Consider the following 22,653-nt stretch of genomic DNA (forward strand, 5'->3'; position numbering starts at 1 on the left):
GGTGGCGACGGTTTCCCTCACAGCTGTCCCCGCCCGCGCCGACGGGCCACGGCCCGCCGTCCTGGTGCTTCCGGGCGGCGGCTACGGCCACCAGGCTGACCACGAGGCTGAGCCGGTGGCGGAGTGGCTCGCCTCCCTGGGGATCCACGCCTACGTGCTCCGGTACCGGGTTGCGCCGCACCGCCATCCGGCACCGCTTGAGGACGCCAAAACGGCGCTGCTGCAGATCCGCAGCGAAAGCGGCGGGCCGGCGGTGGACGCCACCCGCGTGGGAGTCCTCGGATTTTCCGCCGGCGGCCATCTCGCCGCCACGCTGTCAACGGCTGTGGCAACCGGAAATGCAGCGCTTGACGTCCGGGCCGCCGTCCCGGACCTCACGGTGCTCTGCTATCCCGTGGTGTCCTGCACCGAGGACGTCCATCAGGGGAGCGTTGACAACTTGCTGGGCGCGTCGCCCTCGGACGACCTGCTGCGGGAGGTATCCGCCGATCTCCACGTCACCGCCGCCACTCCCCCGGCCTTCGTGTGGCACACCGCGGATGATGCGGCCGTGCCGGTCCATCACAGCCTTGCCTACACCGGCTCGCTCGTCCGCGCCGGGGTGCCCGCCGAACTTCATGTCTTCCCGCATGGCCGCCACGGCCTGGGACTGGCTACCGGGGATCCGGGGCCGGATCAGTGGACATCGCTGTGCGCGGCATGGCTGACGCGGAGGGGCTGGTCTCAGTCCTCGCCCAGCGTAATGTGATGGAGGAAGTCGGCATCGTGGCTGACGTTTTCCGGAAGGTCGTCCGCGACGAACTCGAGCATCATGTCGAAGGGCCGGCCTGCCTCACGCAGGATGTCGGCCGCCGACTGCCAGAGCTGCTTGCGGCCGCTGAGTGCCAGCCGCTCGTGCTCCGGCCACCAGGAAAAGCAATGCACGCCGGTCACATGCTCAAGCACCTGGCGCAGGCTCGCCAGGGCGGCCTGGTCGGTGAGGCCGACGGCGGGCTGCCAGTAGGTCCCCACGTTGTCCCGGCCAACTTCCTGCAGTAACTGGAGCGTGGAATCAGGCGTATCCGTGAGGGTGCCGCCGTGGTACTCGAAGGCAAGGTCCACTCCGTGGCCGCCGGCTATTTCCGCAATCCTCCGGGCGTCCTGGACAACGGCCAAGCGCCCGTCGCGGTCAGTGTCTGCCGAGCCCTGTTCGCCTGCCCAGACCCGGATCCGGGGCGCCTCCAGGCGGACGGCCAACTGCACCACGGCGTTGAAATCGGCGAAGCTTCCGGCCCGGTAGTAGGAGCCCAGGGACTGGACCTCCATGCCCGCATCCAGGGTGGCCTCCCGTGCCTCGCCTGCGGAGGCTTCATCCCGGATGTGCACGTCCGTCCCCCACTCGATTCCGGCCAGGCCGGCCTCCGCAGCAATCGCGGCAACGTCCGTAATGCTGCTGTGCCGCAGCGTCACGGAGCAAAGGCCGGGGGTGAGCACTGACCGGTTCCAGTCCGCCAGTTCCGTCTGCTGTCCAAAGGTCATTGACATTCTTTCCGTTGCTGAGGCCCAAAAGCCTGCGGGCCGGGAGGGATCGCAGTCCAGCGTAGCGGGAATGCGCTTGCCCCGTAAATCATTTCGCTGCGGTTCCATCCGGGCGGGCTAACCTGTACGCATGAAACACCAGCCGGTCCCTGGCCTGACGACGGCTCCGGCGGAATGGCCCGACGTCGAGGGCCTGTTTGGCCTGCCGGGGGAACCGTCGCGCTGCTGGTGCCGCTACTTCGCCCTCACCGGCCCTGAATACTCCGCCCTGGAACCGTCCGCGCGCAAGGCACAGCTGAAGGAAAAGTTCGACGGCGGCTCCCCCTCCCCGGGGGTACTCGCCTTCCGGGACGGTGAGCCGGTGGGCTGGTGCGCTGTGGAACCGCGGGCGTGTTATCCGCGGGTTCTCCGTTCCCGCGTCCTGCGGCTCGCGGAACCCTCCCCTCCGACCGGCGCCGGGGCCGCAGCATCCGAGCGACCCGGCGAGGTGTGGTCCGTGACCTGCTTTGTGGTTGCACCCGGCCACCGCCGCAGCGGCGTGGCAGATGCCCTGCTGCGCGCCGCCGTCGACCATGCCAGGCTCCATGGCGCGGACATTGTGGAAGGCTACCCGGTTGACCGCGGACAGAGGCCCAAGGCCGGAGCTGCCGACCTGTACCACGGCACGCTGAACCTCTTCCTGCGTGCGGAATTCCAGGCGGTCAGCTCCGCCGTCCCCGGGAGGGCCGTGGTGCGCCTGGACCTTCGCGGAGCCACTGCTAGCTGAGTGCCCTGATGGTCCAGCCGGCCTCGTGCGACTCCCCGGGCGCCAGGTGCACCAGGTCCGTGCCCGAGTTGAACGCGTCCGGCGGGCAGGTCATCGGTTCCACAGCCAGACCCAACCGGTCCTTGCCGGCTGGCTTGTCGGCAGTATGGACCTGCACCCAGGGCCAGCTCCCGTCCCACTCCAGTTCAACGCCGGTTCCCGCCGGATCAAGGACACGGACGGCCGCGAGGCCGCCTTCTCCGCGGACGATGCCGGTGAAGGCATGGTCGATTTTGACCGTGCCCAGCGGGCGGGGCGTTCGGAAATCGAACTCGTGGCCATCCACCGGATGGGTGCCTTCGGGCAGCAGCCGGTCGGCGGACACCGCCAGGAACTCCCTGGCGGGAAGCTCCAGGGTCCACTCGTCCAGCGGCGAGGAGCCGGCCACAAGATAGGGGTGGGGACAGACGCCGTAGGGCGCAGTTTCGGTGCCGGTGTTCCGCGTCATCACGGTGGCAGCGAGCCCGTCGGCAGACAGGCTGTAGGTGACGGCGACGTCAAGGCCGGCCGGATAGGCCTGGCCGGCTTCGACGGTTCCGGCGAGGGTGACGGAGTCGGCTGTGTGTCCGCGCAGGTCCCAGTCGATGCCGGTCAGCAGGCCATGGAGGGCCGTGCCGCGCTCGGGCTCGTTGATTTCCGCCTCGAAGGACTTTCCGGCGTAGCTGTAGGTGCCGTCCGCGAGGCGGTTGGGCCACGGGGCGCAGATGACCCCGCGGTAGTCGGGGATTTCGTCGTCCGGCCCAAACGTGACCACCAGGTGGCGCCCCTGGAATTGAAGTTCGCGGAGAGCTCCGCCACGCGCCGTGATGATGGCCGAATACGGCCCGAATGCGATGCTGTGTTCCGTGCCCGACATGGTGGATCCTCTGCGTTCCAGCTGGTTGTTAGCGCTAACTAGCGTACCGCATCCGATCGCCAGGGGTACTTGTTACGGGAGCGTGAGGATTACGGGGCCGTCGGCCGTGATGGCGACGGTGTGCTCGCTGTGTGCGGCCCGGCGGCCATTGGCCGACCGCAGGGTCCACTCGTCGTCGTCGTGGTAGTAGTCGTCCTTGCCGCCCTGAATGAGCATGGGTTCTATCGCGATGACCAGCCCCTCCGTCAGTTTGATGCCACGTCCCGGCCGGCCGTCGTTGGGCACGGGCGGCTCGGCGTGCATCGTCCGTCCGATGCCGTGGCCTCCGTGGTCGGCTAGCAGCCCGTAGCCCGCCCTGCGGGCCGCGCCGCCGATGGCGTAGGCGAGATCGCCCATTTTGTTGCCGATCCTGGCCGCGTCGATGCCCCGGGCCAATGCGGCGTCAGTGGCGTCGATGAGTGCCTGGTCCACCGGGTCGGCGGTGCCGACGATGAAGCTGACGGCGGCGTCTCCGCACCAGCCCTCCAGGAATGCGCCGCAGTCCACGCTCAGCAGGTCGCCGTCCTGAAGCCGGTAGCCGTCCGGGATCCCGTGCACCACGGCATCATTGACGCTGGCGCAGATGACGCCCGGAAAGGGGACGGCGGCCCACCGCGGGCGGTAGTCGAGGAAAGCAGGCGTGGCGCCGGCCTTGGCAATGTGTTCGGCCGCGAGCGCGTCCAGCTCGCGAAGGGAAACGCCGACGCCGGCCGCCGCACGCACAACGGCCAGCGTGTTGGCCACCACGCGCCCTGCCTCACGCATCAGGGCGATCTGTTCCGGGCTCTTGATCATGGACATCCGAAGGTTCCTCCAGTAGCTCGCGGCGGCGTTCGTGGTGCGGGGCTTGGTCCATCCCTGCCTGTGCTCCTACTTTAGGTCGGACGCGACGGTGCTGCACGGCAAGCGGCCGGCCGGCTGGCTGGCTACAGTTGCAGCATGGTGAACCGGGAGCTGCTGGCCGCGATCCGTGCGGCGCTTGAAGAACAGGCCGACGCCGAACGCGGTGCGGGCGCGCAGGCCTATATGAAATCGGCTATCCCGTCGCTTGGCGTCCGGGTGCCCGAGGTCCGGCGCCTGACCATGGCTGCGGCCGCTGCCCACCCCTTCGAATCCCCGGAACAGTTGCGGGCAACGGTGCTGGAGCTCTGGCGTGACGCCACGGTACGGGAGGAACGCTACGCCGCGATAGACCTCACCGGCCTGAAAATGGCAGCCAAGGACCTGGCGATGCTTCCGGTGTACGAGGAAATCATCCGCACCGGCGCCTGGTGGGACTTCGTCGACGGCGTGGCGCACCGGATCTGCGGCCTCCTCCAGGCGCACCGGCCGGCCATGACAGAGGTCCTTGGAAGGTGGAGCACCGACCCGGACTTCTGGATCAGGAGGGCCTCGATCACCGCCCAGCTGAAGGCCAAAGCCCACACCGACCGCAGGCTGCTCCGGGAAGTCATTGAAGCCAACCTGGCGGATCCCGAATTCTTCATCCGGAAGGCCATTGGCTGGGCATTGCGCGAGTTTGGCAAAACCGACCCCGAATGGGTGCGGACTTTCGCCGCAGAGTACGGCGAACGGCTCAGCCCGTTGTCCCGCCGCGAAGCCGTGCGGAATCTTCCGCCAGAGGACGGGACGGGTCTTCCGTCAGATGACGGGGCGTGAGGTGACCGGCTGGTCCGGCTTGCTGAACAGCTGTTTGGTGCGCGGGTCCAGGAAGATCAGGTACAGGGCAAACAGCAGCGCGATGATGGCCGCACCGTTCCGTGCCAGCGCAAGCGCCAGGCCCAGGTCTTCGGTCTGCAGGTACGGGAAGACCTCCAGCTGGTCCGAAATGGCGTAGACCATAAAGAAGGAAACAATGAAGTAGAGGGCTTTGACCTGCCAGTCGTCACGGATGCCGGTGACCGCAAACAGCGGGATGAGCCACACCACGTACCAGGACTGGATCATGGGGGCCAGCAGGACGATGGCAGCAAACGCCAGTGTCAGGCGCCGCATGAGGCGGTCGTGGTCTCCCTTGAAAATCTGCCAGGCGACAATGCCCACGGCAAGCAGCTTCCCGGCGTCGTACACCCATTTGGCGAGCCCCCAGCCGTCGAGGCTGAACGCGTTGGCGATGGAGGCCACTACGAGGCCCATCAGGCCGACCGGCGCGTACCAGATCCAGATGCTGCCGGGGGCCGACAGCCCATTGATCCAGCCGAAGCCGAAGCCGTTGACGCGGCTCATGGCAAAAAGGAGTCCGACGCTCAGGCCGGCGGTGAGTCCCCAGTACAGGAATTTCCGTGGCCAGCTGGCGCCCTTCCCGGCCCAGAGCAGGCCGATGAAGGGCAGGAAGACGATGGTGATCGGCTTGACCGAGATGGACAGTGTGACCAGGACGATGCCGAGCACCACCCGCCGCGTGGCGCAGTAATACAGGCCGGCCAGGGCCAGGCCGATCATCAGGGCGTCGTTGTGCACGCTGGCAATGAAGTTGGTGAGGAACAGCGGGTTGGCAGCGGTGAGCCAGAGTGCCCGGTGCGGGTTCACGCCGTGGAGGTCCGCCAGCTTGGGGACGTAGATGATGCACAGCACGATGCCCACGAGTGCGGCCAGACGGAAGAGCATCACGCTGGCCTCGGGGTGCACGTTGGTGGACCAGACCACAAACTGCTCAATCCAGAGGAACAGCTGGCCGTACGGAACCGGGGCCTCGGTCCACATCTTGTCGGCACCGAGCTGGAAGTAGTTGGACAGCGCCGATATCCCGTTTTCGTAAGGGTTGAAGCCTTCCACCATCAGCCTGCCCTGGCCGATGTAGGCATACACGTCGCGGCTGAACAGGGGCACGGTGAACATCATGGGCAGGCCCCACACCACCACCGCCTGCAGTGTGGCCTTGCGCGCCTGAAGGCCCCAGACCCGCACGCGCTGACCCAGCCGCAGCCAGGCCCGGACAAGGAGCATGCCGCCGACAGCCAGGAGGATGATGGACAGCGCCACCCCGATGGCCTCGGTCCGCATCCAGATGAAGAGCGGCATCCGCCGCAGTTCCGAGACGGGCGCAAGCCAGCCCACTCCCAGTGAGCCGATCATCATAAAGACCGAACCGATGAAACCGGCGATCAACGGAGACAGTGCGTTGTCGACCTCAGCCTCCGGCCGCATAGGGATCGTGGCGGCCTTCTCTCCCGCTGCAGGCACAGGCGCCGTCATCTCAGGATTGTCCAATCTCTTGCATTGCGCGCTTCCACCCGACGGGCCTCACCGGGCCGGACGGGGCGTAGTACAACGACGGAAAACTCACCGCCGCGTTTCCGAAATCCTAGCATCGGACGGCCCGGACAGAGCTAAACGGTAGGCTTGTCAAGTGCCTATATCTAATGAACGCATCGTCTGGATCGACTGCGAAATGACCGGCCTGGACATCAAGAACGACGCCCTGATCGAGGTGGCGGCCCTGGTGACGGATTCGGAACTGAACATCCTGGGCGACGGCGTGGACGTGGTGATCAAGCCGGACGACGCCGCACTGGCGCAGATGAATGACTTCGTCCGCGACATGCACACGCGCTCGGGGCTCCTGAAGGAACTGCCGCACGGCAAGACCATGGAGGAGGCCGAGGCGGCCGTCATGGAATACATCGAAAAGTGGGTGCCGGACCCCCGCAAGGCGCCGCTGGGCGGCAACTCCGTGGGCACTGACCGGGTCTTCCTGTCCCGGGACATGCCGGCAGTGGTGGAACACCTGCATTACCGCGTGATCGATGTGAGCACCATCAAGGAACTGTCACGCCGGTGGTTCGCCCGGGCCTATTTTCAGTCCCCCGCCAAAAAGGGCGGCCACCGCGCCCTCGGAGACATCAAGGACTCCATCGACGAACTCCGCTACTACCGCGAAGCGGTGTTCGTTCCTGCGCCGGGGCCGGACAGCGCAACGGCACAGGGCATCTCCAAGCGCATTGCCGCCGGCACCGCCCCTTCGGAGGCGGACGCAACGGTCCCCGGGAAGTAATCTGCACCACGTTTGAGGGATTTTTCGCCAAAAACCGGAAAAGTGGCAAAAGCACCCCCGAACAGCAGGTAAGCTATTTGAGTTGCCTTTCAAGGGCGCCGGTCAGCCGGTAACCAGCAAGGCACATGGTGGGCTTAGCTCAGTTGGCAGAGCGCCTGGTTGTGGTCCAGGAGGTCGCGGGTTCAACCCCCGTAGCTCACCCTCACAGGATGGTACGAACACCGTCCAAAAAGAAGGCCGCACCGGATATCCGGTGCGGCCTCCTTTGTTTTTGTCCCGCGCCCGGTAATAGAGACCGGGCCGCACGCCGAAGGGATGCTGAAGATGACAGTTATGCCGATCACCATCTGGGGGGAACCGGTCCTGCACCGCCGGGCCTCCGAAGTGGACGTGTTCGACGACGAACTCCGGACCCTGATTGCCGACATGTTCGAAACCAATGACGCCGCAAACGGCGTGGGACTCGCGGCGCCGCAGGTCGGCGTGGGCAAGCGGATCTTTGTCTACAAGTTCGCCAACGATGACGGCGCTCCCCCCACCGGGGTCTTGGTCAACCCCGTCCTGACGCTGTCCAAGATTTCCGGGGCCCTTCCTGATCCTGACGAGGAAGAGGAGGGCTGCCTCTCCTTCCCCGGCGGCCAGTACCCGTTGAAGCGCGCCGAATGGGCCCGGGTCCAGGGCTTCGACGGCCATGGGCAGCCGGTCGAATTTGAGGCCACCGGCTGGTTCGCCCGGGTGATCCAGCACGAATACGACCACCTCGACGGAAAGCTCTACGTCAACCGGCTTATGGACCGCTATGCCCGCAAGGCGATGAAGCAGGCCAAGAAAAGCGGCTGGGGCGTTCCGGGCCTGACCTGGATGCCCGGAGTCGATCCGGATCCCTTCGGCCACTAGCCCAGTCGGCGGACCTCAGCCCGCCGTCACAGTGGACTGGTCCGGACAGGTGTCCAGGACACGCTTCATGGCGTCCTTCTCCGGCTGCGTCACCCAGAGCCCGTAAGCTGCCTTTACTGAGATCTGCCGGGCAACGTAGTGGCAGCGGAAAGCCTTGTTTTTCGGCAGCCAGGTAGCGGCGTCGCCGGAGCTTTTTTGCTGGTTGGCGGGACCGTCGGCGGCGATGAGGTTCACAGGATCGTTGGCCAGGCTTTGGCGCTGCTGCGGAGTCAGTTGCTGCGCACCCTTCTGCCAGGCGTCACCCAAAGCCACCACATGGTCGATCTGGACTGCCTTGCTGCTTTCCTGGCCGCGGCGGAAATCCACCAATTGTCCAGTGTAGGGCTCATGGAAGGTCCCGGCGGCGATCCGGCATTTTGAGCCTTCGGTGAACACCACGCCGGCCAGGTCGCGGCGGAGGATGTCATTGCGGGTGTCACAGCCGTTCCGGTCGACGTCCAGCCACGCCTGGCCGAAGGCTTCGCGCTCATAGTTGTCGTTCGGCGCACGTCCCTTGACCGGCAGCCCTTCGAGTGCTTCGCGGGCACTCCCCTGGGGCACGGCCCGTACCGGGACCACAGGTTTCATAAAGGCGGCATCGAAAACGGGAGCCGCGGTGGGTCCGGCGATGGCCGGTTCCGCCACGGCGAACTGGCCGGCCATGAAGAACCAGGCCACCAAGGCCACTGTGGCGCAGGCCAGGAGGACCAGCAGGGCCCATGCCTGCCTGGAGCGCCGGCGCGCCTTTCGGTAGGCAGACCAGCTGACGGTCACGGGCGTCCCGCCCTTCCGGATACGTACTGCACCAGAAGAGCCTAGGCCACCCCACCGACACCGGGGTCGATATCCACAGTGTTGGGGAAAGGTGGCCGGCCGGGGATGGCCGCTACTGCTCCCGGGTCACCCTCCGGAGGTCTTCAGCGGCAACCTGAAGCAGCCCTTCGAGCTGGCGCACGCGGTCCTCGCGGATGTCCCCCGCCTGATAGGCGGCCCGGGCATCCTCCAGGAGCCGGACGGCCTCCTTATGGTTGGCCTTAGCCACATCAAGGGCGTGTTCCAGGGTGGTGTCGTGGAGAGTTTCGTTGTCCATGCCACCAGTGTGGTCCCGTTTCCCGGCTGATTCCAGAGAACCAGCCGGGAAACTGCAGGGAACCTCAGCTGGAATCAGACGGCGATGGCTGCGAGAGCTGCCGCAGGTTCCTTCGCCGGGAAGGACGGCGGGTTGACCCCTGCCATCTCTTCCATGACCCGGACCACCTGGCAGCTGTAGCCGAATTCGTTGTCGTACCAGACGTAGAGGATGACGTTTTTGTCGTTGGAGATGGTGGCCAGGCCGTCAACGATGCCGGCACGGCGTGATCCGACGAAGTCCGTGGAAACAACCTCGGGCGAATCGATGTAGTCAATCTGCTTGCGGAGGTCCGAATGCAGGGACATCTGGCGCAGATAGTTGTTCACCTCATCCTTGGTGGTGCCGTTTTCCAGGCTGAGGTTGAGGATGGCCAGCGAGACGTCCGGCGTGGGGACGCGGATGGAGCTGCCGGAAAGCTTGCCCTGAAGTTCGGGCAGTGCCTTCGCCACAGCGGTGGCCGCTCCGGTTTCGGTGATGACCATGTTCAGCGCGGCGGAGCGGCCGCGGCGGTCGCCCTTGTGGAAGTTGTCGATCAGGTTCTGGTCGTTGGTGAAGGAGTGGACTGTTTCAACGTGGCCGTGGATCACGCCGAACTTGTCGTTGATGGCCTTCAGGACCGGGGTGATGGCGTTCGTGGTGCAGGACGCTGCGGACACGATCTGGTCCGTGTCCTCGATGCTGCCGTGGTTGATGCCGTGCACGATGTTCTTCAGCGCGCCCTTGCCCGGAGCGGTCAGCAGCACGCGGGCAACGCCCTTGCTCTGCAGGTGCTGGGACAGGCCTTCGGCGTCGCGCCAGCGGCCGGTGTTGTCCACCACGAGCGCGTTGTGGATGCCGTAGGCGGTGTAGTCGATGGTGGCCGGGTTGTCCGAGTAGATGACCTGGACCTGGACGCCGTTGGCGGTGATGGTGTTGGCATCCTCGTCCACGCGGATGGTGCCTTCGAAGGATCCGTGGACCGAGTCGCGGCGCAGCAGGCTGGCGCGCTTGGAGAGGTCCTTGTCCGAGCCGCGGCGCACCACGATGGCGCGCAGGCGCAGGCCGTGGCCGCCGCCTGCCTTTTCGATGAGGAGGCGGGCCAGGAGGCGTCCGATCCGGCCGAAACCGTAGAGCACAACGTCGGTGCTGGTGCGGTCGTCGGCGCCGCGCTTGCCCACTACCTCGGCCAGTTCGGCGCGGAGGAACTCTTCCAGGGTGGCGCCGTCGCCCTCAGCCTTGAACTTCTGGTTCAGGCGGGCGATGTCGATCGCTGCCGCGCCCAGTTCCAGGCCGGCGAGCGTGTTCAGCAGCGGGGCTGTCTCCTCCAGGAGCAGCTCATCCTTGCTCATGCGGCGGGCGAACCGGTGCGCCTTCAGGATGTTCATGGTGGACTTGTTGATCAGGCTGCGGCCGTGAATGCTGGTCACCACATTGTTTTCGCGGTACAGCCGGCCGATCACCGGAATCATGGCCTCGGCGAGTGCCTCCCGGCCCATCCACGTATCAAGACAAGAATCTGACGTCTGGCTCACAGAACTACCTTCCTTGGGTCAACCACATACGTCCTCGTACGCGGAGGGCGGCCGCCGGAGGTGTTCCGGGGCGCGAGCGTCGGCGGGGATTCGGTCCACCCCGGACACCTTGGAGAAGCGCAAAGAAAAGCCACCGGCTGCGAACGCAGACCCGGCGGCAGAACTTCTACGTTCGCTCTCCATTCTAGGCTGGAGGGGGGCCCTGAACGTCCCCCACGGGCGTGAAGTCACTCACATGCGGCGCCGGGCTGCCCGGCTGGGGGTTGGTGGGATGGGTTGACCGATACGCCGGGTTCTGTGCTCCCGTGCCGTTACCAGCGCGGGAGTAGCGGCCATCCATCTACGGACGCCGTTGCCGACGCCCTCCAGCGGCCTACCCGGACACTCGGGCGGGCAGCCCTCAAACGTGTCCTGTCTGGCCTTGCTCCGGGTGGGGTTTACCTAGCCTTCCCGGTCACCCGGGAAGCTGGTGGTCTCTTACACCACCGTTTCACCCTTACCTGCTTCGTGCCGCTTTCAAAACGGCGCGATCCAGGCGGTCTGTTCTCTGTGGCACTGGCCTGCGGGTTACCCCGAGTGGGCGTTACCCACCACCCTGCCCTGTGGAGCCCGGACGTTCCTCGAGCCACTTGCGTGACGCGCGGCCGCCTGGTCAACCCATCCGGCGTCCATTCTACCGTCGGAACGGGGCCGGAAGTCGCCGGTAGGATCGTACGGTGCTGATTCTGCTTCCCCCCTCTGAAGGCAAGACCCCCGCAGTCCGTGGATCCGCCGTCGACTGGCCTTCCCTGAGCTTCCCGGCGCTGAACACGTACCGGGCCAAGGTCCTTGAGGCGCTGGGAACGGTGAGCGCCCACGAGGACGCCCTCGCACTGCTGGGCGTCGGGGCATCGCTGAAGGAAGACGTCGAACGCAACACCCGGCTGCACGCGGAACCGGCGGCTCCTGCCCACCAGATCTATTCGGGCGTTTTGTACGACGCCCTCGGGTACAAGACGCTGACACCGGCGCAGCGACGGAAGGCCGACGGTTCGGTGCTGGTGGTGTCCGCGCTGTGGGGCGCCATCCGCTTTGCCGACCGCGTGCCCGCGTACCGGCTGTCGATGGGAACGGCACTGCCCGACGTCGGCCGCCTCGCCTCGTTCTGGAAACCGCAACTCTCGGAGGCCCTCGCCGAGGCGTCCGCGGGGCACCTGCTGGTGGACTGCCGCTCCAGCACCTACTCCGCGGCGTGGGCCCCGCCGCCGGCGCAGACGGTGGCCGTCAACGTGTTCACGGAGGTGAACGGCGTGCGCAAGGTGGTGAGCCACTTCGCGAAGCACACCCGCGGCGAACTGGCGAGGCACCTGCTGGTCCGCCGCGGCCACGCCCCGCAGACGCCGTCGCAACTGCTGAAGGCGGCCCGCGAAAAGTGGGACGCGGAGCTTGTGGAGGGTTCAGCGCGGAAGCCGCACGCGCTGAACATCATCCTGTCCAACTAGTGCCCACCGCCACCCTCGCCTCGCAAGCTCGGCCAGGGACCCTGGCGGCGTGGGCCCAGGCTAGCCTAGTTCCACTCGGCGGAGCGGACCAGGATGGCGCCCGAGTCCGGGCAGAAGACGATGTCGTCTTCGGCTGCTGCCTTGATCTCGGCCAGGTCACCCGGGCTGAGCTTCATTCCGGAGGCCTCGGACGTTCCGTGGAACAGCCGTGCCGCGCCCACTCCACGCTTGGCCAGCGTTTTTTCGTAGATCGCCAGCATCCCAGCGTCGAGCGTGGCAGCGAATTCAGTGCGTTTGCCGCGGACCACCGTCGCTTCGGCGTCCACCTCGGCCAGGGCTTCGTCGAGCTCGGCGCGGATTCCGCCGAACGAGCCCTGGATGCTGTCCACGATCAGCTGCTGGGACGCCTGCCTGGCGCGGAGCGAGTCCAGCCGCTCCATGACTTCCAGCTCCACGTCTTCAAGGTCCGACCGGCGCCTGTTGAGCGACGCGATGTCCTTCTGCAGGGCCACCAGGTCCTTGGACAACCCCGTTCCGCTGTTCAGCCGGGCTTCGTCGCGCTCGATCCGGGAGGCGACCTGTTCGACGTCGGCCTCTGCCCGCTTCAGCTCGGTCTCGGCGTCGTGGACGGCCACCTTGGCGGCGCCAAGTTCACCGTTGGCGACCGAAAGTGCCGACTGGAGGTCGGTGATCCGCGGATCCGTGTCCAGCGTGCGGCGCCGGTTCGTGAGCGACTTCAGCTTGGCGTCGAGCCCCTGCAGTTCGAGCAACTTCAACTGTTCCGCCGGTGCTGCCTTAGCCACTGTTACCTCCGCTTGATCCCACCGGCCGGAGCCGGGCACCGTATCGGCGCTCTATAGACTCTAGCCCGGAGTGAGTATGAAGTCCCACGGATCGCTGTTGGTGGAGCTGACCTGGATCTCCACGTCGTGGCCCTGGTCAGTGAGCACGTTGCCCAGCGCGGACGCCGCCGCCGGCAGCCAGAGCCACTCGCTCGCGAAGTGGGAGACGTCAATAAGGTAGGGCCGGCCGTTTACTGCCCCTTCCCGGGCCTCGGACGCAGGGTGGTGGCGGAGGTCAGCGGTCACGAAGACGTCCGCATTGCTCGCGCGGACCTCGTTGAACAGCGAATCGCCGGCGCCGCCGCAGACCGCGATCCTGCGCACCAGCCCGTCCTTGTCCCCGGACACGCGCACTCCCCCGGCCACGGACGGCAGGATGCCAAAAACGCGTGCGGCGAAGTCCCCGAGGCTCATCACGTCGGGCAGGTCGCCCACACGGCCGATGCCCTCTTCCGGCAGTCCGTTGCTGGCGAGTGTCAGGGGTGCCACTCCCTCCAGTCCCAGTGCGTCCGCCAGGACATCGGAGACACCGCCGACGGCGGAATCACCATTGGTATGGACGGTCAGCAGGGCGGTTCCGGACTCGATCAGCCGGTGGATTGCCTTGCCTTTTGCGGTTGTCGCCGCAACGGACGTGACGCCCCGGAGGAGCAAAGGGTGGTGGGTGATGAGCAGTTCGGCGCCCCACTCCACGGCTTCCTCGATGACTTCCAGGGTGGGATCGACGGCGAACATCACCCGCGTGACAGGGGCCGAAGGCCGTCCGGCCACGAGGCCCACTTCGTCCCAGCTCTCGGCAAGAGATTCGGGCCACAGTTCCTCCACCGCCAGCAGCACCTGCCCCAGCGTGGGCGGGGCCGCCTCATCCGCGACGAGGGCATCCTCCCGGGGGGTGCCGTCGTCGTGCGGTTCGGCATCTGTAACGCCGGTGTCTACAGGTTCCATAGTCTCAGTTTTACCCCATCACTGGCCCTGGCCCGCATGTGCCACAGTCTCGTAGGGTGGTCAGGGAATCATCCGGGGCGCTCAACCATTGAAGAGGTCATGAAAACTTTTGTTCTTGGCGGGGGCTGCTTCTGGTGCCTCGACGCTGTCTATCAAAAAACCAAGGGCGTCAGTTCGGTGATTTCCGGCTACACCGGCGGCCACGACCCGTATCCCGACTACTACTCTGTCTGCAACGGGACCACCGGGCATGCCGAGGTGGTGGCAGTGACCTTTGACGAGGCCGTGATCCCTGCCGAGGTCATCCTGGACATGTTCTTTGTCCTGCACGATCCCACCACGCTCAACCGCCAGGGATACGACGTCGGCACGCAGTACCGCTCGTCCATGTTCTACGAGACCACGGAGGAGAAAATCCTGTTCGAGGAGGCGATCGAACGGAACCAGGCGCTGTGGTCGCACCCGATCGTCACCGAGGTCAGCCGCCTCCCCCGGTTCCACGTGGCGGAGGACTTCCACCAGGACTACTACGCCAAGCACCCGGAACAGGGCTACTGCCAGGTGATCATCAACCCCAAACTGGCCAAGGCCAGGAAATATTACTCTGCATGGCTTAATGCTTAGCAACGGTTGCGCCGCCATCGTTAGGCTGACCTCAGTATTCACTCTTGAGAGATAGGCATATCCACATGGCACGGATCTATGACGACGTAACGCAGCTGGTCGGCGGCACTCCGCTGGTCCGCCTGAACCGGCTGAGCGAAGGCCTGGGTGCCACTGTCGCCGTCAAGCTTGAGTTCTACAACCCGGCCAACAGTGTCAAGGACCGTATCGGTGTTGCCATCGTCGACGCCGCCGAGAAGTCCGGCGCCCTCAAGCCCGGCGGGACCATCGTTGAAGGCACGTCCGGTAACACCGGCATCGCGCTGGCCATGGTGGGCGCCGCCCGCGGCTACAAAGTCATCCTGACCATGCCGGAAACCATGTCCACGGAACGCCGTGTCATGCTGCGCGCGTTCGGCGCCGAGATTGTGCTGACCCCGGGGTCCGAGGGCATGCGCGGCGCCGTGGAGAAGGCCCAGGAAATCGTGGCCAACACGGAGAACTCCATCTGGGCCCAGCAGTTCGCCAACGAGGCCAACCCCGAGATCCACCGCACCACCACCGCTGAAGAGATCTGGACGGACACCGACGGCAAGGTGGACATCTTCGTCGCCGGCATCGGCACCGGCGGCACCATCACCGGCGTCGGCCAGGTCCTGAAGGAGCGCAAGCCTGAGGTCCAGATCGTCGCCATCGAACCGAAGGACTCCGCCATCCTGAACGGCGGCGCTCCCGGCCCGCACAAGATCCAGGGCATCGGTGCCAACTTCGTCCCGGAAATCCTGGACACCAACGTCTACGACGAGGTCCTCGACGCCACCCTTGAGGACTCCGTGCGCGTTGCCCGCGAACTCGGCGTCAAGGAAGGCATCCTCGGCGGCATTTCCTCCGGCGCGATCGTCTGGGGCGCCCTGGAACTGGCCAAGCGCCCCGAGAACGCCGGCAAGCTGATCGTCGCCGTTGTCTGCGACTTCGGCGAGCGTTACATCTCCACCGTGCTCTATGACGACATCCGCGGCTGATTAGCCCCTTGTCGCCCCGTTTCCTGTAGAAAGAACTTTGTGGGCTTTTTCGCAAGACTGAAGGAAGACCTCGACGCCGCCCGGTCCCACGACCCGGCGGCTCGAGGTTCTTTTGAGAACTTTTTCGCCTATTCAGGGCTGCATGCCATCTGGATCCACCGGCTGACGCACCGCCTGTGGCAGAACCCCGCCCTGCGCTTCCCGGCACGGCTCGTTTCCCAGCTGGGCCGCTTCCTGACCGGGATCGAGATCCACCCCGGCGCCACGATCGGACGGCGCTTCTTTATTGACCACGGCATGGGCGTGGTCATCGGCGAGACCGCCGAAATCGGCGAGGACGTCATGATCTACCACGGTGTGACGCTGGGCGGCCGTTCCCTGGCCAAGGTCAAGCGCCACCCCACCATCGAGGACCGGGTGACCATCGGCGCCGGGGCCAAGATCCTGGGGCCGATCACCATCGGCCGGGACAGCGCTGTCGGTGCCAACGCCGTTGTGGTGAAGGACGCGCCGCCGGAATCGATCGTTACCGGCGTGCCGGCCAAGTGGCGCCACCGGGACGCGCAGCGTGAAACCACGCCAGCGGTGGATCCGGCCGAGTACGACATCGAATACCGCATCTGACGTTTACCCGGCCGCCACCCGTTTGAGTACAAGCATGACCACGGGGTCGAAGAGCCGGTCCGGCAGGATCCGCCTCAGCGTCAGGATGGCCCGGGCGCCGCGCCCCACGGGGTAGCGGCTCCGGGGCCGTGCGGCGCTGGCCGCATGCAGCACGGCTTCTGCGATGACTTCCGGAGGCGTGGACGTTTCGGGCCGGTTGGTGGAGTCCAGTGCGCCGGCCATCTCCCGCGCCTGTGAGGCGTAGGGCCCTGTTCCGCTGGTGGCCAGCAGCCCCTCGGCCGCGATCCCTCCCCATTCGGAAACGGTGCTGGCCGGTTCAATGATGGAGACGCTGATGCCGTGCGGCTTCAGTTCGAGCCGCAATGCGTCGCTCATGCCCTCTACGGCGAACTTCGTGGAGTGATACCAGGCGCCGAGCGGCTCATAGAATTTGCCGCCGATGGACGAGATGTTGATGATCCGTCCCCGGCCGGCTTTCCGCATGGCCGGTAAGACCAGTTGGGTCATCCTCGCCAGGCCAAACACATTGACGTCGAACTGGCGCCGCCCTTCGGCCAGGTCCACTTCTTCCAACGCGCCGAATGAGCCGTACCCGGCATTGTTGACCAGGACGTCTATCCGCCCGCGTTCCTCCAAAACGCGGACGACGGCGGCGCGCATCGATTCATCGTCCGTCACGTCCAGCGACAGGACATGGACTCCGAGGGCCTTGAGCGGTTCCATCCGGTCCACGCGGCGTGCCCCGGCGTAGACCGTGAACCCGTTGCTGCTGAGTTTCCTGGCGGCTTCGAAGCCGATCCCGGTGGATGCTCCGGTGACGAACGCTACTGGCTGGGCCATGCTGGACTCCCTCGCTGGACGGGTACCGCAGTTGCCCCGGAACAGCAACGGCCGGCTGCTCCCAGAGTATCGGGGAACTGCCGGCCGCAGGTGCCGCAGCAATGTGCCGCGGCGTTAGCCGAAAACTAGTGCGTATCCACAGCTTCGATTTCGGACTTGTCTTCGCCCCAGAGGGTGTGGAACGTGCCCTCGGAGTCAACACGGCCGTAGGTGTGGGCTCCGAAGAGGTCGCGCTGGCCCTGGATCAGGGCGGCGGCGACGCGCTTGCGGCGCAGGCCGTCGTAGTACGCGAGCGAGGACGAGAAGACCGGCACGGGGATGCCCAGCTGCACGGCGGTGGCGACCACGCGGCGCCAGGCCGGAAGTGCCTCCGCGATGGCCTTGGTGAAGGCCGGTGCGAACAGCAGGTTGGCGGGCTTCTCCTCGGCGGCGTAGGCCTTGGTGATGTCCTTGAGCAGTTCAGCGCGGATGATGCAGCCTGCACGCCACAGGGAGGCAATCTCGTCCAGCTTGAGGTCCCAGCTGTATTCCTTGGCAGCGGAGGTCAGCATGTCCAGTCCCTGGGCGTAGGAGACCAGCTTGGAGGCGTACAGCGCCTGGCGGACGTCCTCGACGAAGGTGTCGGGGATTTCCACGGCGGCTTCCTCGCCGGCCAGCAGCTCCTGGCCGAGCCTGCGCTGTTCGGCCTGGGAGGACAGGGCACGGGCGAACACGGACTCGGCGATGCCGGAGACCGGGGAGCCGAGTTCCAGGGCGGAGATGACCGTCCAGCGTCCGGTACCCTTCTGGCCTGCCGCGTCAACGACGACGTCCACGAACGGCTTGCCGGTCTTGGCGTCAACGTGGCCCAGGACCTCGGCGGAGATTTCGATCAGGAAGGACGAGAGGTCGCCCTTGTTCCATTCGGTGAAGATCTTGGCCTGCTCGGCGGGCTCGATGCCTGCACCCGAGCGAAGGAGGTCGAATGCTTCACCAATGACCTGCATGTCGGCGTATTCGATGCCGTTGTGGACCATCTTGACGAAGTGGCCGGCGCCGTCGGTGCCAATCCAGGCGCAGCAGGGCTCGCCGTCGACCTTGGCGGAGATCTTCTCCAGCAGCGGGCCGAGGGCGTCGTAGGATTCCTTCGAGCCGCCGGGCATGATGGAGGGGCCGTTCAGTGCGCCTTCTTCGCCGCCGGAAACGCCAACGCCTACAAAGTGCAGGTCCTTCTTGGCAAGTGCGGCTTCGCGGCGGCGGGTGTCCTCGTAGTGCGAGTTGCCGGCGTCGATGATGATGTCTCCGGCTTCGAGCAGCGGTTCAAGCTGTTCGATGACCGAGTCGACCGGCTTGCCGGCCTTGACCATGATGAGGACGCGGCGCGGCTTCTCCAGCGAGTCCACCAGTTCCTGCAGGGTCTCGGTGCGGACGAAGTCGCCGTCCGTGCCGTGCTTTTCCAGCAGTGCGTCAGTCTTTTCTACCGACCTGTTGTGCAGGGCAACGGTGAAGCCGTTCCGGGCCAGGTTACGCGCCAGGTTGGCTCCCATCACCGCAAGGCCGGTGACACCGATGTGTGCTGACATCAAAAACTCCAATTCATTTCTGTGCAATGGATGTGCAGGTGGCCCCGCTTTGACCGCGGAGCGTGCAGTTGCGAACCAAGGGATCCGAATAAAGCATATATATTCAAACGGTTTCGGGAAAGTAACGCCCACTTTGTGGAACGCCGGCCGTCACAGCCAGTCTAGGTCGGCGGCTCCCCGGTGGCTCCGCCGGCGGTCCGGCCTGGCGGTTCTGCGGGCAGGAACCCTATTAGGCTTGTCTTTATGTCAACCAGCCTGCACCACCGTGCCATCGAGAACCTGGGCACCCGGATCGTCGCCGGCGAGCTTCCCACCGGCCATATCATGCTGGCGGAGCAGCTGGAGGACGAACTGAAGGTTTCACGCTCAGTTATCCGCGAAGCCGTCCGGGTGCTGCAATCCCTGGGCCTGGTCGAGACCACCAAACGGGTGGGAATCAAGGTCCTGCCGTCCAGCCGCTGGAATCCCTTCGACGCGCAGGTGATCCGCTGGCGGCTCTCCGGCGACGGCCGGGGCGCCCAGCTGCGCTCCCTCGCCGAGCTGCGGTCCGCCGTCGAACCGGCGGCCGCCGAGCTGGCTGCCCTCAACGCGCCGGCCCGCCTGCGCCGCGAACTGGTGGACATTGCCCATGACCTGCGCGACGCCGGCCACTCGGGCGACGTGCCACGGTTCCTGGAGCTGGATATTGCGTTCCACTCGGTGCTCCTTTCCGGGTCAGGCAACGAAATGTTCGCGAACCTGATGGGACAGGTGGCTGAGACGCTCACGGGCCGGACCGTGCACGGCCTGATGCCGGACCACCCGCATGAGGGTGCGCTGCAGTGGCACGTGGACCTGGCCGAAGCCGTGGCCGCCGGGGATGCCCCTGCGGCCCGGGCGGCCTCGGACCGGATCATGCGCCGGACGATGTCGCGTATGTCCGGCACCTGGACGGACCAGCCGCGGGTTTTTATCCCCGTCCGCCGGGACTAAGCGCGAACGTACACTTCGCGCCCTAAACCACGCGCGAGCTGGCACGTATTACCCTCAAAACTCGGTTTTGAGGGTTTTATCTGCCCGCTCGCGCATGGAAGCGGGCTTTCGGGCCTCACGTGCACGTTCGCGCCGATGGACGCGGGCGCCGGATCTCAGCTTGGCGGGGTGAAGTTGAGGAGGACTTTGCCGGATTCGGCGGAGTTGCGGGCCACTTCGAAGGCTTCGAGTGTCTGGTCCACGGGGTAGTCGTGGGTGATGACAGGGTCAATCTTGAGGGTGCCGTCGGCGAGGGCGGCGATGACGTCGTCGATCTCGTCATTGAACCGGAACGAGCCTTTGAGGTCCAGTTCCCGGGTGATGGCCAGGGAGATCAGGACCGGCTGCGGGCCGGTGGGCAGCAGCCCGACCATGACCACGGTCCCGCCGCGGGCGGCGCCCTGGATGGCCGAGGCCAGTCCGTGGTGGCTGCCGGAAGATTCAATCACGACGTCGGCCTGGACCGCGGCGATCGCGTCCGCGTCACCGGCGGTGATCACCTCGTCAGCGCCGACGGCGGCAGCGATTTCCAGCGGCCTGGGATGCATGTCCACCGCGGTGATCCGGGCCGCGCCGGCCCGCTTCAGCACCGCGACGGTCAGCGCGCCGATGGGTCCGGACCCGATCACCAGCGCGGTCTTACCAGCCACGTCCCCGGCCCGGGCGACGGCGTGCCAGGCCACCGAGGCGGGTTCGATCAACGCCGCCGTCCGCAGATCCAAGGCCGCCGGGAGTGCCCGGAGCATCCGTGCCGGCAGGTTCACATACCGGCTGAACGCCCCGTCGGTGTGCGGGAACCGTGCCGCGGACCCCAGGTACGTGCATCCCGGGGAGAGGTTGGGCCGGTCCGCCGGGTAGCGGACATCACCTGTGCCGGGGCCGGGGGTGGCAGGGTGCACCGCGACCGGAATCCCCGCCACCGGGCCGGTGCCGTCCGCCGCGGCGCGGACCACCACACCGGAAATCTCATGCCCCAGCACCAGCGGAGCCTTCAGGATCGACTCCCCCGCCGCACCATGCAGCCAGTAATGCAGGTCAGAACCGCAGATCCCGCCGTAGCGAACCTCGACCACCGCCTCATCCGGGGCAGGCGCCGCCAACGGCACCTCATCGACGCGCAGGTCCCCCTTCGCGTGCGCCACCACCGCCAAACCCGACACGGGAAGTGTTGTGTTCGCGGGCATCAGACCACCACCGTCATTCCGCCATCGATAAAGATCGTCTGCCCGTTCACGAAGTCCGACCCGTCCGAGGCCAGCCACACCGCCGGCCCGGCAAGGTCACCCACCGTGCCCCACCGGTGCGCCGGCGTCCGCCCCAGGATCCAGGAATTAAACTCTTCATCGTCCACCAGGTTCTGGGTCATCTCGGTGTGGATATACCCCGGCGCGATTCCGTTGATCTGCAGCCCCGAGGCGGCCCACTCCGCGGTCATCGCGCGGGTCAGGTTCCGCAGCCCGCCCTTCGCCGCCACATAAGGCGCGATGGTCGGGCGGGCCAGGTCGGTCTGCACCGAGCAGATGTTGATGATCTTCCCCCTGCCCCGGGGGATCATGTGCCGGGCAGCCTCCCGGCCCACCAAAAACGCGCTGGTCAGGTCCGTCGTGATCACCCGCTCCCAATCCGCGACGTCCAAATCCAGCATCGGCACCCGGTGCTGGATCCCGGCGTTGTTCACCAGGATCTCCAGCGGCCCTACATGCTCCTCCACCCACGCAACACCCCGCGCCGCCTCAGTATCGGAGGTGACATCAAAGGCGATGCTGTGCACCCGGCCCGGGGCGTAGTCGGCGGCCATCGCCGCCGCGGCGTCCTTGAGCCGCCCGGCATTGATGCCGTTCAGCACCACCGTCGCACCGGCGTCGGCCAGTGCCCGGGCCAGCGCGTTGCCGATCCCCCGGCTCGACCCCGTCACCAGGGCAACCCGCCCCGTCAAATCAAAAAGCCCGCTCATGCTGAAACCGATCCTTCCGTGGCGCTGCCCGCGTGCGCATCGCTGAGTTGTGAAATTGCCTGCCGGACCACTGCCAGGTCCTGGTCACCGAGGCCCTGGCGCTTGAGTTCGGCATAAAGTTCGACGCCGGCAGCCGCCATGGGCACGGCCGCGCCCGCCGTGCGGGCCGAGTCAAGGACAAAGGAGAGGTCTTTGTGCATGAACTTGGCCGGGCCTGTGGGCCTGTAGTCCTTGCTGACCAACCGGGGCCCCACCACCTCCAGGACGCGGCTGGCCGCGAGGCCGCCGGCCAGGACCTCGAACAGGGCCGCAGGATCCATGCCCGAGCGTTCGGCGAGTTCCGCGGCTTCGGCGAGTGCCGCCGTCGTCGTTCCCACGATGAGCTGGTTGCAGGCCTTGGCAAGGGATCCGGCCCCCAGCGCGCCCATGTGGCGCACGGTGGTTCCCATGGCGCTGAAGAGCGGCTCCAGCCTGTTGAAGTCTGCGGCGGCGCCGCCGGCCATGATCGCCAGCGTCCCGTCCACGGCTCCGGCCGTTCCGCCACTCACCGGGGCATCCACCACCGCAGCGTTGCCGTGGCTGGCCCGCTGCACGTCACGGCCGAAGTCCTGCACGCCCGAGGGCGAAACACTGCTCATGATCACTACGGCGGTGCCGGACCGGGGTGGTGCAGCGCGCCAGCTCTCCAGAAGCCCGGCGGCCGCCTCCTCGATGAACGGCATGTCCGGCAGCATAAAGACAATGACCGGCAGATCGCGCATGTCGGCGACGTTCGGCGTCCGCCGGCCACCAAGGTTCTCGAGGTCCTCAAGGGCACCGGCCGACCGGTTCCAGAGCGTAACGTCCCAGCCGCCGCGGAGGAGATTGGCGGCCATGGGCCTGCCCATGTGCCCCAGGCCGACAAAGCCCGCAGTTTTGTTGTCCATGTATGGCTCCGCCTCACATCATCGTGGTTAATGAAGAGAAATCTGTTCAATA

General features: G+C 66.3%; 24 protein-coding genes, 1 tRNA gene and 1 other RNA gene. 11 read left to right on the top strand and 15 right to left on the bottom strand.

The features are described from left to right. Nucleotide 1 precedes the first annotated feature (1 nt). Nucleotides 2-748 carry an alpha/beta hydrolase gene (locus ABV518_RS21330; protein ID WP_367771326.1) on the top strand — a complete coding sequence of 249 codons (747 nt, stop codon included), beginning with the start codon at nt 2-4 and terminating at the stop codon, nt 746-748. Here ABV518_RS21330 and ABV518_RS21335 read toward each other — a convergent pair. Continuing rightward, entirely contained in the window at nt 724-1,518 is a 795-nt protein-coding gene (locus tag ABV518_RS21335; protein ID WP_367771329.1) for a sugar phosphate isomerase/epimerase family protein, read from the bottom strand. The genes ABV518_RS21330 and ABV518_RS21335 overlap by 25 nt on opposite strands. A 130-nt stretch (nt 1,519-1,648) precedes the next feature. Between ABV518_RS21335 and ABV518_RS21340 the strand changes: the two genes are divergently transcribed. Next, nucleotides 1,649-2,284 (top strand): GNAT family N-acetyltransferase, encoded by a 636-nt coding sequence (locus ABV518_RS21340; protein WP_367771332.1) that lies wholly within the window; start codon nt 1,649-1,651, stop codon nt 2,282-2,284. On the opposite strand, the gene ABV518_RS21345 is transcribed toward ABV518_RS21340, so the two are convergent. Together ABV518_RS21345 and map are read right to left on the bottom strand one after the other, a co-directional pair. Beyond that, complete coding sequence (locus ABV518_RS21345) at nt 2,277-3,179, bottom strand: aldose 1-epimerase family protein (RefSeq protein ID WP_367771335.1); 903 nt, start codon at nt 3,177-3,179, stop codon at nt 2,277-2,279. The two genes, ABV518_RS21340 and ABV518_RS21345, sit on opposite strands and share 8 nt — an antisense overlap. A 72-nt stretch (nt 3,180-3,251) precedes the next feature. Beyond that, a complete protein-coding gene (map, locus tag ABV518_RS21350; RefSeq protein ID WP_367771338.1) occupies nt 3,252-4,019 on the bottom strand; it encodes a type I methionyl aminopeptidase in 768 nt (255 codons plus the stop codon). 138 nt (nt 4,020-4,157) lie between these two features. On the opposite strand from map, the gene ABV518_RS21355 reads away from it, so the two are divergent. Then, nucleotides 4,158-4,877, top strand: a complete 720-nt coding sequence (locus ABV518_RS21355; RefSeq protein ID WP_367771341.1) for a DNA alkylation repair protein — start codon at nt 4,158-4,160, stop codon at nt 4,875-4,877. Here ABV518_RS21355 and mptB read toward each other — a convergent pair. Further along, nucleotides 4,860-6,413, bottom strand: a complete 1,554-nt coding sequence (gene mptB, locus ABV518_RS21360; RefSeq protein ID WP_367771344.1) for a polyprenol phosphomannose-dependent alpha 1,6 mannosyltransferase MptB — start codon at nt 6,411-6,413, stop codon at nt 4,860-4,862. The genes ABV518_RS21355 and mptB overlap by 18 nt on opposite strands. Nucleotides 6,414-6,567: 154 nt before the next feature. Here mptB and orn point away from each other — a divergent pair, with 154 nt between their 5' ends. From orn to def, 3 genes are all read left to right on the top strand, one after another. Beyond that, nucleotides 6,568-7,212 carry an oligoribonuclease gene (gene orn / locus ABV518_RS21365; protein ID WP_367771347.1) on the top strand — a complete coding sequence of 215 codons (645 nt, stop codon included), beginning with the start codon at nt 6,568-6,570 and terminating at the stop codon, nt 7,210-7,212. 128 nt (nt 7,213-7,340) lie between these two features. After that, a tRNA-His gene (locus ABV518_RS21370) sits at nt 7,341-7,413 on the top strand. Nucleotides 7,414-7,536: 123 nt separating this feature from the next. After that, nucleotides 7,537-8,109, top strand: a complete 573-nt coding sequence (gene def, locus ABV518_RS21375) for a peptide deformylase (protein WP_310163413.1) — start codon at nt 7,537-7,539, stop codon at nt 8,107-8,109. Nucleotides 8,110-8,124: 15 nt separating this feature from the next. Here def and ABV518_RS21380 read toward each other — a convergent pair whose 3' ends face one another. From ABV518_RS21380 to rnpB, 4 genes are all read right to left on the bottom strand, one after another. Then, nucleotides 8,125-8,922 carry an HNH endonuclease family protein gene (locus tag ABV518_RS21380; protein WP_367771351.1) on the bottom strand — a complete coding sequence of 266 codons (798 nt, stop codon included), beginning with the start codon at nt 8,920-8,922 and terminating at the stop codon, nt 8,125-8,127. 112 nt (nt 8,923-9,034) lie between these two features. Next, nucleotides 9,035-9,238 carry a hypothetical protein gene (locus ABV518_RS21385; protein ID WP_310163411.1) on the bottom strand — a complete coding sequence of 68 codons (204 nt, stop codon included), beginning with the start codon at nt 9,236-9,238 and terminating at the stop codon, nt 9,035-9,037. Between the two features lie 74 nt (nt 9,239-9,312). Continuing rightward, on the bottom strand, nt 9,313-10,791 hold the full coding sequence (locus ABV518_RS21390; RefSeq protein ID WP_367771354.1) for a glyceraldehyde-3-phosphate dehydrogenase: 1,479 nt from the start codon (nt 10,789-10,791) through the stop codon (nt 9,313-9,315). A gap of 268 nt (nt 10,792-11,059) precedes the next feature. After that, nucleotides 11,060-11,451, bottom strand: an RNA gene (rnpB, locus tag ABV518_RS21395) — RNase P RNA component class A. A gap of 56 nt (nt 11,452-11,507) precedes the next feature. On the opposite strand from rnpB, the gene ABV518_RS21400 reads away from it, so the two are divergent. Then, nucleotides 11,508-12,272, top strand: a complete 765-nt coding sequence (locus ABV518_RS21400) for a YaaA family protein (RefSeq protein WP_367771357.1) — start codon at nt 11,508-11,510, stop codon at nt 12,270-12,272. A gap of 65 nt (nt 12,273-12,337) precedes the next feature. Here the strand turns inward: ABV518_RS21400 and ABV518_RS21405 are convergent, their stop codons facing one another. Both ABV518_RS21405 and ABV518_RS21410 read right to left on the bottom strand, forming a co-directional pair. After that, a complete protein-coding gene (locus ABV518_RS21405) occupies nt 12,338-13,075 on the bottom strand; it encodes a zinc ribbon domain-containing protein (RefSeq protein WP_367771360.1) in 738 nt (245 codons plus the stop codon). A 60-nt stretch (nt 13,076-13,135) separates the two neighbouring features. Next, nucleotides 13,136-14,059, bottom strand: a complete 924-nt coding sequence (locus tag ABV518_RS21410) for a Nif3-like dinuclear metal center hexameric protein (RefSeq protein WP_367771363.1) — start codon at nt 14,057-14,059, stop codon at nt 13,136-13,138. 99 nt (nt 14,060-14,158) lie between these two features. Here ABV518_RS21410 and msrA point away from each other — a divergent pair, with 99 nt between their 5' ends. The 3 genes from msrA to epsC all read left to right on the top strand — a co-directional run bounded on the left by msrA (nt 14,159) and on the right by epsC (nt 16,308). Then, entirely contained in the window at nt 14,159-14,683 is a 525-nt protein-coding gene (msrA, locus tag ABV518_RS21415) for a peptide-methionine (S)-S-oxide reductase MsrA (RefSeq protein ID WP_131133236.1), read from the top strand. A gap of 65 nt (nt 14,684-14,748) precedes the next feature. Next, nucleotides 14,749-15,684, top strand: coding sequence for a cysteine synthase A (cysK, locus tag ABV518_RS21420; protein WP_131133237.1), 936 nt, complete (start codon nt 14,749-14,751; stop codon nt 15,682-15,684). Between the two features lie 39 nt (nt 15,685-15,723). Further along, a complete protein-coding gene (gene epsC, locus ABV518_RS21425) occupies nt 15,724-16,308 on the top strand; it encodes a serine O-acetyltransferase EpsC (RefSeq protein WP_310163404.1) in 585 nt (194 codons plus the stop codon). A gap of 3 nt (nt 16,309-16,311) precedes the next feature. Here the strand turns inward: epsC and ABV518_RS21430 are convergent, their stop codons facing one another. Both ABV518_RS21430 and gndA read right to left on the bottom strand, forming a co-directional pair. Continuing rightward, nucleotides 16,312-17,148, bottom strand: coding sequence for an oxidoreductase (locus ABV518_RS21430; RefSeq protein WP_367771369.1), 837 nt, complete (start codon nt 17,146-17,148; stop codon nt 16,312-16,314). 125 nt (nt 17,149-17,273) lie between these two features. Further along, on the bottom strand, nt 17,274-18,710 hold the full coding sequence (gene gndA / locus ABV518_RS21435) for an NADP-dependent phosphogluconate dehydrogenase (RefSeq protein ID WP_367771371.1): 1,437 nt from the start codon (nt 18,708-18,710) through the stop codon (nt 17,274-17,276). Between the two features lie 243 nt (nt 18,711-18,953). On the opposite strand from gndA, the gene ABV518_RS21440 reads away from it, so the two are divergent. Then, complete coding sequence (locus tag ABV518_RS21440; protein WP_131133241.1) at nt 18,954-19,682, top strand: FadR/GntR family transcriptional regulator; 729 nt, start codon at nt 18,954-18,956, stop codon at nt 19,680-19,682. Between the two features lie 155 nt (nt 19,683-19,837). Here ABV518_RS21440 and ABV518_RS21445 read toward each other — a convergent pair whose 3' ends face one another. The 3 genes from ABV518_RS21445 to ABV518_RS21455 are packed head-to-tail and all read right to left on the bottom strand — an operon-like array spanning nt 19,838 to nt 22,601. Beyond that, a complete protein-coding gene (locus ABV518_RS21445) occupies nt 19,838-20,905 on the bottom strand; it encodes an L-idonate 5-dehydrogenase (RefSeq protein ID WP_367771374.1) in 1,068 nt (355 codons plus the stop codon). Then, entirely contained in the window at nt 20,905-21,675 is a 771-nt protein-coding gene (locus ABV518_RS21450; protein WP_367771377.1) for an SDR family oxidoreductase, read from the bottom strand. The genes ABV518_RS21445 and ABV518_RS21450 overlap by 1 nt, the downstream gene beginning before the upstream one ends. Continuing rightward, nucleotides 21,672-22,601 (bottom strand): NAD(P)-dependent oxidoreductase, encoded by a 930-nt coding sequence (locus tag ABV518_RS21455; protein WP_367771380.1) that lies wholly within the window; start codon nt 22,599-22,601, stop codon nt 21,672-21,674. The genes ABV518_RS21450 and ABV518_RS21455 overlap by 4 nt, the downstream gene beginning before the upstream one ends. Nucleotides 22,602-22,653: the final 52 nt, after the last annotated feature.

Origin of the sequence: Arthrobacter sp. HS15c (assembly GCF_040812005.1) — a bacterium.
Taxonomy (GTDB): domain Bacteria; phylum Actinomycetota; class Actinomycetes; order Actinomycetales; family Micrococcaceae; genus Arthrobacter.